Annotated in this window: 8 protein-coding genes; 5 read left to right on the top strand and 3 right to left on the bottom strand. The window is 41.2% G+C overall.

The window, feature by feature from the left end; translation table 11 throughout:
* Window positions 1-17 precede the first annotated feature (17 nt).
* Entirely contained in the window at window positions 18-1,790 is a 1,773-nt protein-coding gene (locus tag R9C00_24810) for a glycoside hydrolase family 2 TIM barrel-domain containing protein (protein WPO34920.1), read from the top strand.
* Window positions 1,791-1,934: 144 nt separating this feature from the next.
* Here R9C00_24810 and R9C00_24805 read toward each other — a convergent pair whose 3' ends face one another.
* On the bottom strand, window positions 1,935-3,548 hold the full coding sequence (locus R9C00_24805) for a sulfatase (protein ID WPO34919.1): 1,614 nt from the start codon (window positions 3,546-3,548) through the stop codon (window positions 1,935-1,937).
* Window positions 3,549-3,839: 291 nt separating this feature from the next.
* Between R9C00_24805 and R9C00_24800 the strand changes: the two genes are divergently transcribed.
* Complete coding sequence (locus R9C00_24800; GenBank protein WPO34918.1) at window positions 3,840-5,306, top strand: PQQ-dependent sugar dehydrogenase; 1,467 nt, start codon at window positions 3,840-3,842, stop codon at window positions 5,304-5,306.
* 113 nt (window positions 5,307-5,419) lie between these two features.
* Here R9C00_24800 and R9C00_24795 read toward each other — a convergent pair whose 3' ends face one another.
* The gene (locus R9C00_24795) at window positions 5,420-6,718 is read right to left on the bottom strand and encodes a GntP family permease (protein ID WPO34917.1); all 1,299 of its coding nucleotides are present in this window, start codon (window positions 6,716-6,718) and stop codon (window positions 5,420-5,422) included.
* A gap of 307 nt (window positions 6,719-7,025) precedes the next feature.
* Here R9C00_24795 and R9C00_24790 point away from each other — a divergent pair, with 307 nt between their 5' ends.
* Window positions 7,026-8,585 (top strand): PglZ domain-containing protein, encoded by a 1,560-nt coding sequence (locus R9C00_24790; GenBank protein WPO34916.1) that lies wholly within the window; start codon window positions 7,026-7,028, stop codon window positions 8,583-8,585.
* Between the two features lie 383 nt (window positions 8,586-8,968).
* A complete protein-coding gene (locus tag R9C00_24785; protein WPO34915.1) occupies window positions 8,969-13,588 on the top strand; it encodes a translocation/assembly module TamB domain-containing protein in 4,620 nt (1,539 codons plus the stop codon).
* A gap of 11 nt (window positions 13,589-13,599) precedes the next feature.
* Here R9C00_24785 and R9C00_24780 read toward each other — a convergent pair whose 3' ends face one another.
* A complete protein-coding gene (locus tag R9C00_24780; GenBank protein ID WPO34914.1) occupies window positions 13,600-15,645 on the bottom strand; it encodes a hypothetical protein in 2,046 nt (681 codons plus the stop codon).
* 670 nt (window positions 15,646-16,315) lie between these two features.
* Here R9C00_24780 and R9C00_24775 point away from each other — a divergent pair.
* On the top strand, window positions 16,316-18,487 hold the full coding sequence (locus R9C00_24775; GenBank protein ID WPO34913.1) for a tetratricopeptide repeat-containing sensor histidine kinase: 2,172 nt from the start codon (window positions 16,316-16,318) through the stop codon (window positions 18,485-18,487).
* The last annotated feature ends 32 nt before the right edge of the window (window positions 18,488-18,519 follow it).

Genomic DNA, 18,519 nt, shown 5'->3' with positions numbered 1-18,519 from the left:
TATTCGAATAAAGAAAGATGAAAAATTATATAAACTATCTTTTTATACTTCTTTTTTTAAGTAGTATAAAAGTTTCTGCAAAGGAATTTCCACAGATCACTAATGTGTATAATAGGAAAACTACCTCGCTAAATGGAAAATGGAAGTTCATAATAGACCAAGCGGAAATTGGCAAAAAGAGGAAGTTTTGGGAAGATAAACACGTAAAGAACAAAACAGAGCTGCTCGAATACAACTTTGAAACAGCAACGCAAATCAATGTGCCCGGTGACTGGAACTCCCAGCAAAGTGAACTGCTTTATTATGAAGGGAAAATCTGGTACCAGAAAAGCTTTCCTTTCGAAAAGAAAGAGGGGAAAAGATACTTTCTCTATTTTGGAGCGGCTAATTACCAAGCAGAGGTGTATTTGAATGGGGAAAAGCTTGGGGTGCACAAAGGAGGCTTCAATCCTTTCACTTTTGAAGTGACCGACTTGATGAAAGGAGAAAATTCTTTGGTTGTTTCGGTTGATAATACTCGGGAAAAAGAACAAATTCCTACCCTAGAGTGCGATTGGAAAAATTTTGGAGGCATTACTCGCGATGTATTGATCATCGAAGAAAACAGTGCTTTTATTCGTGACTTTAGTGTTCGCCTGAAAAAAGACGCAAAAAATGAGATAGAATGCAGTGTTTGGGTTGATGGCAGTGCCGAAGGGCAAGAAGTAGTTTTAAAAATTCCAGAGTTAGGTATCGAAGAAAAAATTGGAGTTGCGGATGGTATTGGTTCAAAATCGATTAAAGTAAAACGCATCACAAATTGGTCTCCTGAAAATCCAAAGCTTTATTCGGTGAATTTTGAGCTGAATGGGAAAGTTCTGAAAGATGAAATAGGCTTTAGGACGATTGAAGTGAAAGGACATGACATTCTGTTGAACGGTGAAAGTATTTTCCTAAAAGGGATCAGTATGCACGAAGAAAGCCCCTTCACTGGAGGCAGGGCTTATTCTAAAGAAGAGGCATGTACGTTCCTCGACTGGGCGAAGGAGCTGGGAGCTAACTATGTGCGTCTTTCTCACTATCCTCACAACGAGCATATTGTAAAGCTGGCAGACCAAAAGGGCTTGTTGCTTTGGGAGGAAATACCTGTGTATTGGGATATTGATTGGGAAAATGAGGAGACATTTCGCCTTGCCAAACAAATGCTGGGCGATGTAATTACCCGAGACAAGAACAGGGCATCTGTTATCATTTGGTCAGTAGCCAATGAAACAGATATTTCGGAAAGCAGGAACAAATTTTTGAAAGGCTTGATCGACTTTGCCCGTGAGCAAGATGGTACACGTTTAATCAGTGCTGCATTATTGACACATGCTGCCGATGAAGATAAGGATGTGAAAGTAATTGATGACCCGTTTGGAAACTATGCCGACATCATTTCTGTGAACCAATACATAGGTTGGTATGGCGGTAAGCCAAGTACACTAAGAAAAATTAAATGGGATGTTAAATTTGATAAGCCATTTGTGTTCAGTGAGTTTGGGGCAGGGGCACTTGGTGGTTTTCATGCCGATTCTTTAACTCGATGGAGCGAAGAATACCAAGAGTGGTACTATAAGGAAAATATTGAAATGTGCGAGAGAATTGATCAGCTTAGGGGAATCAGCCCTTGGATTCTGATTGATTTCCAATCTCCCCGAAGAAGGTTGACAGGGTATCAGGACGGGTTTAACCGCAAAGGGTTGATCTCAAGCGAAGGGAAAAAGAAGAAAGCATTCTTTGTGCTGAAGGACTATTATTTGAAGAAATAAAAAGCCTACTCGGTAGTGTTTTAGTCTTTACCTTGCACTACCGAGTAGACTTATTTAAACTAGTTATTGGTCTTGTTTAAGCTATTAGAATAGTCAATTCTGATGTACTCAAAGTATCAGATTAAGCCTTGGGGCTATTTCAACTTAATCCACAGTCACCTTGCTTCCCCACCAATCATTTTTAGGGTCAAAATCTGGGGATAGGAATTCCATGCGCTGCTTTTCAAGCTGGGACCACCTTTTTGTCATTATTTTTTCAAGGTGTTTTTGCTCTTTTTCCGCAGTCCATTCAGGGTCTTTGGTCGGGTAGCGAGCTCCCATTTCGTCCAGCATGGCAAAAAGCTTCTTGCTCATTAGGCTCACTATTTCACTGTTTTCACTTGCTACATCGGTAGTTTCCGAAAGGTCGTTTTCCAAGTTGTAGAGCTCTTCCCTTCCGTCTTCATAATAATGGACCAGTTTCCATTCCCCTTCTCTGATGATAGACGAAGGTTCGCCGCCTTGGTTGCCGTAATGCGGGTAGTGCCAAATAAGCGGGCGGGTGGCTATTTTTCCTCCTTTCAATGCAGGTACTAGGCTCACTCCATCTATATGTTCGGTTGGCTTCAACTCAAGCCCGGCAAGCTCCAAAATAGTGGGGTAAAAGTCTGTACCCGAAGCTGGGCTAGTGTTTTTTGCCCCCGCTTTGGTTAGTCCTGGTGCTTTTATAAAATAAGGTTCTCGGATTCCCCCTTCAAACTGGTATCCTTTTCCAGCCCTCAGCGGAAGGTTGGATGTAGCAAAAGCATCGCCGGCCGCCACGCCCCCGTTGTCCGAAGTGAACACGATCACGGTGTTGTCGCCAAGTCCAAGTTCGTCCACTGCCTTCAGCACTTCCCCAACGGCATCGTCCATTTGTTCCACCAAGCCAGCGTATACAGGATTGTCTTGTGTCTGGCGGATGGGCAAGAAATGTCCCATTTCAAAACCAGTTTCAGCTATGCCCTGTTCCTCTGCTTTTTTGCGGTATTTTGCCCATTTTTCTTGGGTAGTTTGGATAGGCCCGTGCACGGCATAAAAAGCGAGATAGGCAAAAAATGGCTGCCCTGTAATTTTCGGGTTGTTTTGCTTCATGAACTCCACCGTTTCGGCGGCCAAGCGCATCGAAAGGTTTTCCCCATCCTTTCTGTTTTCAAGTTTGGGGTTAACAAACGGGGAGAAATATCCTCCTTTTGGTCCACCGCTGTCCCATCCTCCTTTGTTAATGTCAAAGCCATGTTGTTCAGGCCAAGAAGTTGAGTCTCCCAAATGCCATTTTCCAGCAAAAAAAGTTTTGTAGCCCCCTTCCCTCATAGCTTCGGGAAGAGTGGTTGCCTCTGTGGGCAGCTTGTGTATATATTCAGGAGGGAGCAATTTGTTGAACCGACCAGCTTTTCGCCAATTTTCACCCGTTTTTGCTCCTATCCAGTCGGTGATGCCGTGGCGTGCAGGGAATGTTCCCAGCATAATGCTTGCTCTTGATGGGCTACATACTTGGCAGGTGGCGTAGCCATCGGTGAAGGTCATGCCCTCAGTGGCTATTCGGTCTATGTTGGGCGTTTCGTAGTACTTGCTGCCCATCACGCTCATGTCGTGGTAGCCAAAATCATCGGCAAGGATGAAAATAAAATTGGGTTTTGGTGAAGCTTCGGCAACTTCTTCTGCCTTTTCTTTTTTGCAGCTGGTCAATATAGAAAAGGCAATAAATGCTGTGAGTAGGTATTTGTGTTTCATTTTCATTTAAGAATAGAAGGGTAAAATGTTTCAAACTATAATATTAGAACTTAAACTAATAGCGTGTTTAAATCTCACCTTTTCCGGATGAGAATTTAATGTGCGAAGTGCTCAATAAATATATCAAACTATTTGAGCCCTTTACTACTATGATGGAGAAACCCTCTCAATAACTTCAAAAAAAAAGTTTTTTTAGGCTCTTATGTGGGCTGTATCCAAGTTTTAAGATCAAAGTCATATCTTTAGTGCAATAAACCGCAAACGTTACCAAATTTTATCAAATCACAAATACACATTATGATGAATGCTACAAGGAAAATGAAATTCAGTATACTGATAGGATGCTTTTTGATAGCCATTGGGCTAAGTAATTGCCAAAAAGGTGAAAGTAATGAAGAAGTAGGAATGGAGGAGCAGGAGCAAGTAGTAGACTCTGCGACAATACGCTCAGCGGCTATTTTTGCTCAGCACTGTTCGAGTTGCCACGGGCAGCAAATGGAAGCCTTTGCCGACCGTAAGTGGTTGCATGGAAAAGAACTCGATAGCATAAAAGTATCCATCACCGAAGGCTATGCAGAAGCGGGTATGCCTGCCTGGAGTGCCCTGCTTGACTCGCAGCAGATTGGCGAGCTAGCTCAGTATATCCGAACCGGGATTGAAAATGTGGAGCGTTATGGGTTTACGGAGGAAACACTGGATTCTGATACTTTTGAACTAGAAGACATTACCGTACATCTCGATACTGTTTTTTCTGGGATAAAAAGTCCTTGGCACATGAACTGGCTGCCAAATGGCGATATGCTGGTGGCCGCCAAAGAGGGCGAATTGCACCGAGTGGGGCAAGATGGACAGAGTGTCCAAATAACAGGCTTGCCAGTGATAAAGAGCAAAGGGCAAGGGGGCTTGTTTGAGATTCAGCTACATCCCGATTTTGAGGCGAATGGAAAAGTATATTTGGTTTATACGGGACTTAAAGTGACTGATGGAGATTCTTTGGGAACTACTGTTGTCAGTCAATTTGACTTTGCAGATGATAAGCTGTCTAACGAAAAAATATTTTTTGAAGCAAGGCCATATACCAAAAGAAACCACCATTTTGGTGGGCGAATAGTGATAAAGGATAATTTCCTTTTTGTAACCGTAGGAGACCGAGGCGATAGGGATGTGAACCCTCAAGATCTCAGCTTGGCAGGTGGAAAAATCCATAGGTTCAACCTTGATGGCAGTATCCCCGAAGACAATCCATTTTACAACCAAGCCGATGCTATTAAGTCTATTTGGTCATACGGTCACCGAAACCCTCAGGGACTTACTTTGCGCCCTGGCACGGACGAGCTTTGGTCGCATGAGCATGGCCCACGGGGAGGCGATGAGATCAATATTGTGAAACGTGGTCTCAACTATGGCTGGCCGGTTGTTTCGTATGGAATCAACTATGACGCTACTATTTTCACCAGTGAGCTAGAAAGAGAAGGGATGGAGTCTCCTGTTCTTTATTGGGTGCCGTCCATCGCTCCTTGTGGTATGGATTGGGTCGCTTCCGATAAGTATGGCAACTGGAAAGGGAATTTACTCGTGGGCTCGCTAAGATTCAAATACTTAGATAGGTGTGAGATTGAAAACGGTAAAGTAGTGAAAGAAGAAAATATACTGAAGGGAATAGGAAGGCTCAGAAATGTAGAGCAAGGTCCTGATGGTTACATATATGTTTCTGTAGAAAACCCAGGGTATGTATTTAGGTTGATGCCAATTCCTAGCATGTAATGAGTTCAGGATAGGGACTAGAAATATCAGAAAGCTCCACCAAACGGCGGAGCTTTTTTGGGTTAGAAGTAGGGGGGCGTCCGGATCGCTTAAAGCAATCCGGACGTTTGTTCTTACTGCCCAATCAACGAATAAATAAATACAAACAACCCGCCGCTCAGCGCTACTATTGCGGAAAGTATGCTAAATGATTTGAGTACTTTACCCACCGAAAGTTGGTGGACTTCTTTGAAGAGCCAGAAAAAACTACTGTTTACATGGATCATTCCCAAAGAGCCGGCGCAGATGGCGGAAGCGGCGAGCCGGGCATCGAGCATACCATCGAACACCAAGGGTGCCATAATGGAAGAAGTGGTGATAAGTGCCACGGTGATAGAGCCAGTAACTGTAGTGAATAACATACTCAAAAAGAAAGGAACGAGGATGCTTATGGTGGTCAGGTTTCCAGCATCAGTAAAGAGCGAATTGACAATTTTCGTGTCTTTGATTACCTGCCCAAAAGCACCGCCAGCCCCAGTTATCAAAATCACGATGGCAGATTTTTTTGCTGCTTCATTTATCAAGTTGTTGAGGTTTTCCGAAAAGTTTTTTTTCTGCAAAAGGGGTAGGGAAATGGCTACGCCGATCATCAGTGCCCAAATCGGATTTTTTATGAAACTAATAAATTGGCTTTCCTCACTGGCAAAATTCCCAGCAGCCATAAGTGCCAGCGGAAGTAGCAAAGCGGCAAAGGGAAGAACTCTGTAAATTCCTTCTAAGTTGCTGCCCGTTGCCTCCTCGGCTACTGCTTCTGAGTTAGCTTTTAGCTGAAGTTTTTTTTTGTTAAACCGGATAAAAAGAAAGCCTCCGGTTATGGCAAAAATTGCGGTGAGCACATTTGGAAGGATGATTTCCCCCACTTCTAGTTCGAGGATAGCTGGGACTGCCAATGGCCCTGGTGTGGGTGGGATCATGGCATGGGCAACGGTCAGGCTCATGGAAAGTGAAAGCCCGAGTACCAACACCGAATGCCCCGATTTGCGTGAAAGGGCAAGGATGGTCGGGAGCAAGGTAAGGTAAGCGACATCTACAAAAACAGGGATTCCGATGAGGAAACCGATAATGGCCATGCTAAGGGGCAAGCGTTTCAACCCAAACGTTTTTATGATAGTATCGGCTATCACATCCGCTCCTCCCGAAACGGCTAGGATTTCCCCCAGCAAAGTTCCGAACAGGATTACCAGCCCTATCCATTTGAGGGTGTTGCCAAATCCACTGAGCAGGCTTTCAGTAGTGGCGGAAACATCGTTGCCAACGGCTAGCCCCAAGATTAGCCCAGCTACCAGCAAGGCGGGGATAGGATGCACTTTTACTACGGTAATGCTGACAATGAGCAAGGCAATACAGAAAACGAGGATCAAGATACTTTCCATTCCGATATGATAAGGTCGAGTTCAAGTTGAATGAGGTGAATTTCTCAAATATAGTTGATCTGTGCCTTTACGGTTTTGCCGAGGTATTCACCCACTTACACTTTTTTACCTGAAATGAATTTTCATTTGAATGAATACTCGAAAGCCCAAGCAGCTCCCATTTTTTTCTGTTATATTCATTTTTTTATTACTCCAACCTCATTTTTACCGTATTTTCTTAAAAAGAATCTTTTTAGAAGTTAAAAAAACTTAAAACGAAACTATCGACTCGGGCTAGAGTTTTTACATTAAACAAAACAATTAACCTATGCAACAATATAAAATTTTGTGGGTGGATGACGAGATTGAACTCTTGAAGCCTCATATCTTATTTTTAGAAAACAAAGGATACGAAGTTACAGGGGTGAACAGTGGTGCTGATGCATTGGAAAAAATAGAAGAGGAGAGCTTTGACGTGATTTTTTTGGATGAAAATATGCCTGGCATGAGTGGCTTGGAGGTGCTTTCCCACATCAAGGCAGAGCGCCCGAATATTCCTGTGGTGATGATAACCAAAAACGAGGAAGAGTACATAATGGAGGAGGCGATTGGGTCTAAAATAGCCGACTACCTGATTAAGCCGATCAACCCCAACCAGATTTTGCTTTCGGTTAAAAAGATACTGGATCAGAAACGAATAGTAAGCGAAAAAACAAACTCTAATTATCAGCAAGATTTCCAAAAGATCAGCATGGCGTTTTTCGACGACATGGACCATAAGGACTGGGCTGAGATCTACAAAAAGCTGGTGTATTGGGATATTGAAATTAACGAGACGGACAACAAGAGTATGATGGACGTGCTGGAGATGCAAAAAGCAGAAGCCAACGGCACCTTCACCAAGTTCATAAAAGATAATTACGCAGACTGGCTCAACAATCCGGATGAGGATAAGCCGATGCTTTCTCATGAGATAATGAAAGAGAGAGTTTTCCCAGAATTGAAAGATAGTGGGGACGATCCTGTGTTTTTCATAGTGGTGGATAACCTTCGCTACGACCAGTGGAAAATACTAGAACCAGTGATTTCCGAGTACTTCAACACCGAAGAGGAAGAACCTTATTTTTCTATTTTGCCTACCACCACCGCTTATGCCCGAAATGCTATTTTCTCGGGGATGATGCCATCCGAGATGGAAAAGAATTATCCTGATCTTTGGCTTAACGATGATGAGGAAGGGGGGAAAAACAACAAGGAAGCAGAGTTTTTGGAAGCGCAATTGCAGCGCCATCGAATAGATATCAGGACATCGTACCACAAGGTAATCCATGTGAACCAAGGCAAAAATGTGCTGGATAATTTGCATAATCTTTTTGCCAACAAACTGAATGTGTTGGTTTACAATTTTGTGGATATGCTTTCGCATGCACGAACCGATACGGAAGTGATTAGGGAACTAGCGCCAGATGAGCCTGCTTACCGCTCGCTCACAAAGTCGTGGTTCCAGCACTCATCTTTGCTCGATGTGCTCAAAATTCTTGCTGAAAAGAAAATAAAAGTATTGCTGACTACCGACCACGGCACTATCCGTTGTAAGAGGCCTTACAAAATAGTGGGTGATAGGAATACCAATACGAACCTGCGCTACAAGCAGGGTAAAAACTTGAGTTTCGATAAGAAAAATGTCTTTGTGGCCGATAAGCCAGATAGGTTCTTCTTGCCTAAGCTCAATGTTTCTACAGCCTATGTTTTTGCAACGGAAGATCATTTTTTCGCTTATCCCAACAACTACAATCACTATGTGAAGTATTATAAAAATACGTTCCAGCATGGTGGGGTTTCGTTGGAAGAGGTGATTATCCCTTTTGTAAAGCTTGTGCCTAGGTAGGGCTTATCCAAAGACTCGATGCCCTTCAATGTTTGGCTAGGCTTTCATTATTTGAAGCTTTGGTTTAAACTTTGAAGGGTTTCTTGTTTCTAAGCCTCAAAAAGAGAAATGGACCGCCACTTCTCCCTAGATTAAATGAGCCTCCCTTGGGCGTAGACACCACTAATTCATACATTTGTAAGCTTTTACGTGTCTATGGAGGTAGGCAAGCTGTTTAGGGTAAGCTCATTGGCGCAAAAGAAATCGACCGGACTAACTAAGAGTATGTATAAATTTTATCTATTTCGCTGCAAATGCCCATATTGAGATCCCCAGCCTGAGCATTTTCGCATGAATACCTAATCTTTAACATACTCTCATCACATTTTAACACGAACAAATATTTGAAACTAAGTTTCACACATAGAAAGTTAAAAGTAAAAGAGTTAAAACGACTGCGCTATGTTTCTAGGCTGGTCAGTAGCGCTGCTATGTTCGTGCTTATCCTATTTATGGCCACCATTATGGTGTTACAATATCCCTTCATCCAAACCCAGCTTGCCCATTTCCTCACTCAAGCCCTTTCCGAAAAAACAGGCCACAAAGTGGTCATAGAAAATGTCCATATAAATTGGTTTGATTTGGTAAGGCTGGAGCATGTGCAAATAGACGATTTGGAAGGGCGGAAAATGGTGCAGGTAGATGAAATTCTGGTCGATTTCAGCATCAAAAGCATTTACAACCAAGGAAATATTTTCTTGGACAAAGTAATGATAAAAGATGGGGAGTTCAACCTGATAAAAGGCGATAGCAGTAGCTTGAATTTTACCGATTTTGTTAAAAATATAAATGAGCTATCAACAGGAGAGGGTTCGAAAAGGAAAAAGCCAGAGGTCTTGATAAGTACGGGACACATTGATAATATGATTTTTACTTATTTCCATGAGGGAGAAGAGGTTTTTGAAGAACCGAGGAGGTTCGATCATTTCCACTTTGGGTTTGATAGCATCAACGGTTATCTGGAAGATTTCAGAATTCATTATGATACTATTGAATTTGATATGCATAAGATTGGGGGAGTAGAGCAAAGAACAGGAGTGGAAGTAGAGAGGATTACGACCCAATTTCGCTACACCAGCGAGGATATGATCTTTAACAACCTCTATGCCAAAATCGAAGAAAATATATTGAGGGACTCGTTGGTAATGCATTACGATGATCAGGATGCATTTAGCAATTTCAACAATGAAGTGGAAATGGTGGCTACGCTAGATAGCTCTGTGGTGACTACAGAGTTTTTGAGCCTCTTTGCCACGAGTATGCAAGGTGTTTCGGATGTCTATACGCTCAATGGGAATTTTAGGGGTACGGTAAAGGATTTTAGGGTGATCAACCTCGATGCAGACTTTGGGAAGGAGAGTAATTTGAAAGGTCGGGTGGTTTTTAAAGGTTTGCCAAATTTTACCGAAACATTGATGAACCTGAAATTTTACAGTGCGGAGGTTACCCCCCAAGATTTGAAACAGTATTTTCCTGAAAAGCAATATAACGTACTCGAGAAGTTTGGGAAGGTCGACTTTAATGCCAACTTCTTTGGGTTTTATAACGACTTTGTCACTGATGGGCAATTTAGAACGGGGCTTGGGTATGTGGAAACGGATATCAACTTGAAGGTGCCTACCAATTTTTATGTTGGAAAGCTCAAAACGGAGGGCTTCAAATTGGGTCAGCTGATAGGGCAGGAGGAGTATATACAGCAAATAGACATGAATGGGCAAATACGGGGTACGGGGCTTGCCTTGGAAAATGCCAAATTTGATTTGGACGGGGCGATCAACCGAATTGGTATATTGAATTACGATTATGCAAATATCCGTACAGATGGCCATTTTGAAGAAGAGCTTTTTAATGGGGAGCTTTTGGTACAAGATCCGAACATAAAAATGGCAATGAACGGAGATGTGAATTTTAAGGACGAAAGTTTCAATTTTGTGCTGGTCATCGATTCTGCCAATCTTTTGCCACTCAACCTAGCCAAAGATTCTTTTCAGATTCACACTACCGTAGATGCCAAGTTCAATGGTTTGAGCTGGGATAGTTTTAGCGGCGGCATCGCCCTTTCGGACAGCAGGGTACACCACAAAGGCAGGTTGCTAGAGCTCGATACCTTGCTTTTTAGCACCGAGAAATATGAATTGGAAAAAGAGCGGGATATAGTGATAGTTTCGGAGCTGTTTGATGCAAAAGCGAAAGGGCAAATAGATGTTCGTTTGATCTACAATGACTTCCTGAAGTTTATGGAAGGGTTTACTAATAACATTCAGCTAGATGATATTTCTGATAAAATAACCGTTGCAAAGGAGAAAGAAGAAGCGAAATTGAAAGCTAAGAAAAAGGAGTTGAAGGTATTACCAGAGTACGGGTTTAGCTTCTATCTAGATATGAAGGATGTGAATAGAATTCTTTATTTGCTGGACGATGGGTATTTCATTGCTCCAAAGTCTACTTTTTCCGGCGACTTACATTTTGGTGAGCATACGGAAATGATCTACAAGGCTTATTCCGATTCTGTTTTTATCAAAGGATATAACTTCTATCACGATACGCTGGCTGTTTATCTGGCAGGGCAGCAGCCCGATAGTGTAGATCAAGACTGGGAGTATGACTTTGAAGCGTTCCTTTCGTCGAGTGATCAATCGCTCAATGGTTTTGAAACGGAAAATTTTGTGGTGAACGCAAGCAAGTTGGAGAATAGGGTTTTGCTCGAAAGCCAAGTGTTTCATGCTTGGTCAGATGACATGGCGGCTTTCAATGGGAATCTTGGTTTTTACAAAGAACATTTCGAAGTCAATTTGGTGAATAGTAATTTCCTTTTGCTCAATAAGCCGTGGTCTGCTGCGGGTATAAACAAAATAGATATTAAGGGAAATGAAATTATGTTTAACGATGTAAAGTTTGTGAGTGGAGTGCAAGAATTTGCCCTAGAGGGGACGGTTTCTTCTGATACAAGCCAAACATTGAACATAGATATAAAAGACTTTGACCTCAATAATTTGAGTGCGTATATAGGTAAAAAAATATCGGGGAAGGCAGATGTAAAGGCAAATATTGCAGATATGTATAGTGCGCTCAAGATTGAGAGCGATATGTATGTAGACAGCATAGTGGTGAGCCAATTTAATATAGGGAATCTCGATGCCCGAACCAGTTGGGACGATGAAAGCCAGCAGTTGGATATAGATGCACAGCTCGATTGGCAAGGGTATGATTTGATTTCGATAGGTGGGCATTATGCTCCTTATGCTGATAAAAAAGAAAGGTTTGGGATGACGGCGTATCTCAATGCGGCTCCCTTGGAGCTTGCCGGTCCGTTTTTAGAAGGGGTAGTTTCCGACCTCGACGGTGTGGCTATTGGGATGTTAGATATCAAAGGTTCGCCCATTAATCCTTTTGTGAAAGGCACTCTTTTCATTGAAGATGGTCAGGTAAATATCAATGCTACCAACACGACTTACCGGTTTAGCGATAAAGTGGATTTTAGTTACGATACGCTCCGCATTAAAAAGTTTAGGGTGCAAGATGTGCGGGGGAGAACGGCTTACCTAAACGGGTCGATCTATCAAAATGCTAGTAACAAGTTTATTTTTGACTTGTTAGGCGATTTTGAAAACTTCCAAGTGATAAACCTGCCCGAGTCGCCCGAAGCTCTATATTATGGGGAAGCTTATGGAACGGGAAATGTTCGTTTTTATGGACCTCCAGATAACGTATCCATTAATGTAACAGCGAAGTCGGAGAGGAATACGAAAATTTATATTCCGCTGGAAGGCAGCGAAGATGTGCAGGAGCAAGATTACATCACGTTTGTCAGCCAAGATACGGTGCAGGTTAAGCGGAAAAAGAAAAGCTCAGATGTAGATTTGAGTGGGCTTCGGATGAACCTCGACTTGGAGATTACGCCTGATGCCTATTGCGAGATTATTTTTGATAAAAAGGCAGGGGATATCATTCGGGGAAATGGTAAGGGGCAGCTGAGCATGAGTATTGATACCAAAGGCGAGTTTAAAATGTATGGAGATGTGAGTATTTTGAAAGGTGCTTACAATTTCACCTTGCTCAATGTGGTGGATAAACGTTTCGGTATCGAACCCAACTCACATATTACCTGGACAGGAGATCCTTATGGCGCAACCCTCGACATTACGGCAACTTATACCCAAATGACGTCGCTTGCCCCCATCATGGATTTGGACAGTATTCCAAGCCAATCAGAACTCAGAAGGCGCTACCCTGTGGAGGTGTTACTTTACCTAAAAGGTCAATTGCTTAGTCCAAATGTAGATTTCTATATAGATGTGCAAGATTATCCCAATACAGTAATAGTAGAAGGCGCGCCTATTTCTTTGGAAAGTTATGTGGCAGATTTTGAGCAGCGAATAAAAAATGATGAACAGGAGCTTAACAGGCAAGTTTTTAGTCTGATCGTACTTAAAAAACTTTCTCCTGAAACGACCTTTAGTGGAATGTCGCAGTCGGCTGGGAGCAGTGTGAGTGAGCTGTTGGCCAACCAGCTGAGCTATTGGGTTTCCCAAGTGGATGACAACTTGGAAATAGATGTGGATTTGAACGGGTTGAATGCCGAGGCGCTCAATACTTTTCAACTACGGTTGTCGTATAATTTCTTGGATGGAAGGTTGAAGGTTACCAGAGCAGGTGCTTTTACAAACCAACAAAATGAAACTGATTTGGCAAGTGTGTTTGGGGATGTGACAGTAGAATACTTACTTACTCCCGAGGGACAGCTCCGTATGAAAATGTACCACAAAAGTAATGTGAATGCATTCAATACGGGCTTGGAAAACAATAACTCAACTGCGGGCTTTAGTTTATTGCACACAGCCAGTTTTGATAGTTTGATACCCAAATGGTTTAGAAAGAAAAAAGACAAGCCGAAAAAGGAGAAGAAAAAGAAGGACAAGGAGGCCGATCCTGCTGAAGCGGTGAGTAAAAATGAAGACGAGTAGGTTTTGCAAGCTTAGGGTAAAGTTTCTTCCGCATTAAGATTGGAGGAAACAATATTTAAGTCTTTGTCAAAAAGAATATTCATCACAGGCTTGTCGGGGAGGGCATTTAGGTTGAAGAGACCTTTGAAGCCCATTACCAGCAACCCTGTTTCATTATAAGGAATGGCATAGGTGGAAAAATGGGAAGTCTGGGATCTTACAAATTTTTTAGCCACAAGTGTTCCTTTTATGTCAAATACTGCGGCAAATACATTGCTATCTCCCGCTTTTTTTGAGTTTCTACTGATCAGGTTTCCATTACTGTCCCGGAGGTTTACAATATTACTTACCATAAAATACCGGTCTTTCACTTTATGCAAGCGAGTGATTCTGCTTTCTACAGGAAATTTCTTTTCCCATTGCGTATTGCCCTCAATATCAATACTGGCAACTAACATTTCTGGAAGGAAATCTCTTCCGCCAGGTTTGCTTCGGTAAGCCACTATATAGCTGGAATCTTCTTCTACTTTGAGGGAATGCTCTGGGAACATTCGTTCTTGCAAGTGAACTTTGGTCAAAATATTACCTTCAGCGTCAAGCTCAAAAAGAGTGTTGACAGCACTGCTGTCAGTGTAAATTTTCTTTTGAAACGCCCTTACTATAAGTAAGCAACCAGTTGAGGTTGGGGTCAGGACAGTCCCAAAGTGATTTTTTTTGCGCCCTGTTTGCTCCTCTTCCAATGTTTTTAACCAGACTACTTGCCTACTTACTACTTTGGCTACAAAAGGTGTTTTTTCCGAAGATTTTTGAAAACCCGTCACATACATCTCACCATTTTGGGTCTTGCTTACTCGTGTGGTAATGAAGTGATCCTTTTCCACCACCAAGTTGGGGCTTTGCTCAAAAAGCGCAATTTTCTTACCTTCATATTCTACATATTTAGGTAAGAAACGTTGCTCTAAGTAGCTGTATACCAGTTGGTCTTTTATTTTGATGTTGCAGTAATACCCTTTCTCATTAATTGTTTTTTGTTCGTGGTCAAGGTAGCTTTTTAATCCTTTTTCTCCTGCATAATATTTTTCTAGAAAGTCTGAATGGTGGAGGAATGCTTCTTCTTTAAGCGCTATTCGGACATTGTCCAATAAATCTTGGCAGCGCTTTGTGTGGGATTTGAGGGTGAAATAATAGTTGAGAATTCCTTCTCTGCCTTCCTCATAAGGTAAAAAACTCTTTTCAGCTAGATAGTCGGAAAGCATGTTGACTTTGGCAACTTTATAGTTGAAGAGCAGCATAGGCAAAGACTGAGCTTCACTAGCTAAGATTGGCTGCGCCAAGAGGCTATCTATTTCAAATGCTTCGCTCAGAATTAATGTATCTTTTTCAACCTCTTCGAGTTTTCGGTCGAGCAATTTTTCGATCTCTACAATAGCCCTTCTGAGTAATTTGATTTTATCTTGTCTATAATTACCAATGCTATCTAGCCAAGTATTGAAACTGTAGAGTGTGATGAGGCTATCGGCAGTGATGAAAGTTGAATTATTGGGAAAAGGGTAGTCTTCAATTTCGAAGGTTTTAAGTTGGAGAAGACTGGTGTTTCCAACAAAAACATCTGTGAGCAAATTAAAATTCTTAGCGTTGTTTCCCACTGTTTTTTCTAACAGCATAAGGCTGTCTTTTAAGATGGAAAAGCCATCTTCACTCAGCATATAAATATCCATGAGCTCTGGGAAGCGTTGCCGAACTGACTGATGATATGCTGAAGCACCAGAAATTGCAGTTTGAGTTTTTGACAGTTCTGAAAAGAGTTCATTAGCTTGCTCTGATAGTTTTGTTATCTCTTTCTTTTGCTCCTCAACCCAGCTTACCACGTCTTTTACAGAAAGCTTTTCCTCTGTAGATCGGAGAGCAGGCAAGACTTCTTCATAGAAGAAATCTTGTTTTTTGATAAGCTCTTCGCTAAAAAGCGGAATAGCCATTTCAAAAAAAGTAATGGCTGAATCTTGGTATTGCTTAAAATCTTGAGGAAAGAGTAGGATATCGGTAGTTTGGGCAAGCCTAGCATAGCCCAATCCTAACATTAACCTTGAGTGTACAAAGTACCTCTCATTTTTTCTAATTGCCTTAAAGTCACCCAATACACTTTTTTCAAGAGTAGCAGAGCTAGAAAATTTAGTGCACAGCTCTTTATATGCCGCTTTTTTTTGTGCCTGAGCACTGAAAAAAGAACAAACTAATACCCAAGAAAAAAGAACTGATCTAAGTAAGAAGAGCATATTGACCTGTTAAATCCGACATACTAATAGAAGTAATCGATCATGAAATTACGCAATTGGTAAACCTCAGGATGTTAATGGTTATTAATATAATTACTAACGTATTTTCATGACACGCTTGGTACAAACTAAGTTTGGAAAATGAGAATTTTGTATTGACTTTATGTTTTAAGCGGTTGTAAATTTAGCTTTTCAACCACATGGAAGAAAGTCAATCAAAGATTATGTTTCTATTATTGGAATGGACGTGTAGCAGTTAATTGTGCGCTAGATGCAGACTTTTTCTCTTAAGCTAATGAACACAAGCCTTTTCTTAAGATTTATTAAGAGTTTCTGTCCTGTTTATTTAAAATAATCAAGATTTTTTTAGATTTATCTACGATATTGTCACTCTATTTGAATAGGAATAGTTTAGCCGCCGCCCACACGTAATGGCTACTTCTACTATTCAGAAATTAATATTACTAGCATACCAATGAAAAAAATATTGCTCCTCATGCTACTGAGTTTTAGTAGCCTAATTGCCCTTTGCCAAATAGATTCGCTACATGGCGAGTTGGCAAAAAATCCTGAGCTGAAAAGTGAACTTTATTTTAAGCTTGTTGATGAATACTGGGGGAAAGATCTAGATTCCACTCTTGCATATTTGCGACTAGCTCAATCGTCGGCTGAAATGGAAGGGAATGGGGATGTTTATATCCTTTCGATAAAAGATAAAGCTGTGGCTTTTCAAGATGCGGGAGAAGCCGACAGTAGTATTTATTATTTTAATTTGTTAGAAAAAGAATCTGCAAATATTGAAGTCAAACTCAATACAAAAGCGAAGGTTTATTATACGTTAGGTAGCCATTTAGCTACCAAAAGCCATTATTTTCAAAGTATAAAGTATTTAGATACCGCTGCATATACAGCCCTTCAAAACAGTGATTCACTATTGTATGCAGATATTTTGAATAAAAAGGGTACTGCTAATAATAATATGGGCAGAGAGACTAATGCGTTAGAACTGTACTTAGAGGCCATGGATATTTATAAGTTGTTGGGAGATGAAGATATGTATGGGAAAACGATCAATAATGTTGCGGTAGTTTTTAAAAAATCAGGTGAATATAATAAAGCACTGTTGTATTATGATAAGGCAATAGAATCATCTATAGCTAGGGGTGATTCTATTGGTGTTGCTATAGCAAGAGTTAATCGAGGGTTGTTAAAGAGAGATTTAGGAAAGTATGACGAGGCTTTTGATGATATGCATTATGCTCTCAAACAATTTAAAAATACTTCTTTCACATATGGTATTAGCGCTGCTATGCATAACTTGGGGGAAATACACTTGGCTGCTAATAATTTCGACTCTGCCTTGTACTTTATAGATAAGTCGCAGGAGATTGCTATATCGTTTGAGAACAACGAATTGGTGGCCAATAATTATCAGGCTAAAGCTAAACTTTATAAGTCGGCAGGAGATTTTAATGTATCCAATGTATTTGCGATGAGAGGGTATAATATGGCAGGTGAGCTGTCTCAATTTGAACGGTTAAGTGACCTGACAAAGATAATCTCTGAAAATTATGAAAGCCTTGGTCAGATTGAGCCTGCTTTAAAATATTTGAAAGAGCATTATGCTATAGAGGATAGTATTTTCAAACAGCAGTCTGTGGAGCAGTTGAATGTGTTGCGAAAGGAATTTGAGCTCGAAGTGAAAGACAAAGAGATTCAGGTGCTTGAAATGGAAAAAAAATCCCAGCTTAAATTAGCGAAAGGGCAAAGGAAACTGAATTATATTCTAGGGTCAGGAGTGGTTTTGTTCGCTATCCTTATAGCAGTGCTTTTCCGTTTGTATAGAAAATACAAAACGATATCTGATAGGCTTTCCCAACAAAAGGAATTGCTTACAGAGCAGAAAGAGGAAATTGAGACGGCCCAAAGCCAAATATTGACTCAGAATGAGAATTTGCTGAAGCTGAATAAGGAAAAAGATGATATAATGGCGATGGTGGCGCATGACTTGCGAAGCCCCCTCAACCAAATAAGAAGTGTATTGGCTCTGATCCAAATGGGACAAGACAAAGCTTCAACCGACCAATTACTTACCATAGCCACGCAGTCGACAGAAATTTTGACTAAGCGAATAAACCGTGTTTTGGATGTAGAAGCGATAAATGAAGGAAAGATAAACTTGCATATTGATCACGTTGATGTAAGTGAGGTATTGAAATACCTGAGGCAAAATACCCACGAGCCTGTCCATAAAAAAGAAATGGATTTGGAAGTGAGAGTACAAGAAGGGCTAGCATGTGCTGCAGATGAGAACTACCTTTTACAAGTGCTCGAGAACCTTTGCTCAAATGCAATCAAGTTTTCACCAGTGAGGTCGAAAATAAGGGTGAAGGCACAGGCAGAAGGTGATTCAGTTTTGTTTGAAGTGGAAGATCAGGGACCTGGGATTTCTGAAAAGGAAAAAAACTTGCTTTTTACCCGCTATGCCAAATTGTCAAATAAGCCCACAGGAGGTGAGACTTCTACAGGGCTAGGTCTAGCAATTGTGAAAAAGTATGTAGAGGCAATGAAAGGTGAGGTTTGGTGCGAAAGCGAAATAAATAAAGGAAGCCGTTTTTTTGTAAAAATACCTAAGCATGCTGCCTAAGATAAAGTTATCTCTGGAGCCACTTTACCTCT

Source organism: Flammeovirgaceae bacterium SG7u.111, from assembly GCA_034044135.1.
Classification (GTDB): domain Bacteria; phylum Bacteroidota; class Bacteroidia; order Cytophagales; family Flammeovirgaceae.
The sequence above is the reverse complement of the archived record's forward strand: the minus strand, read 5'-3'. Positions and strand labels throughout refer to the sequence as shown.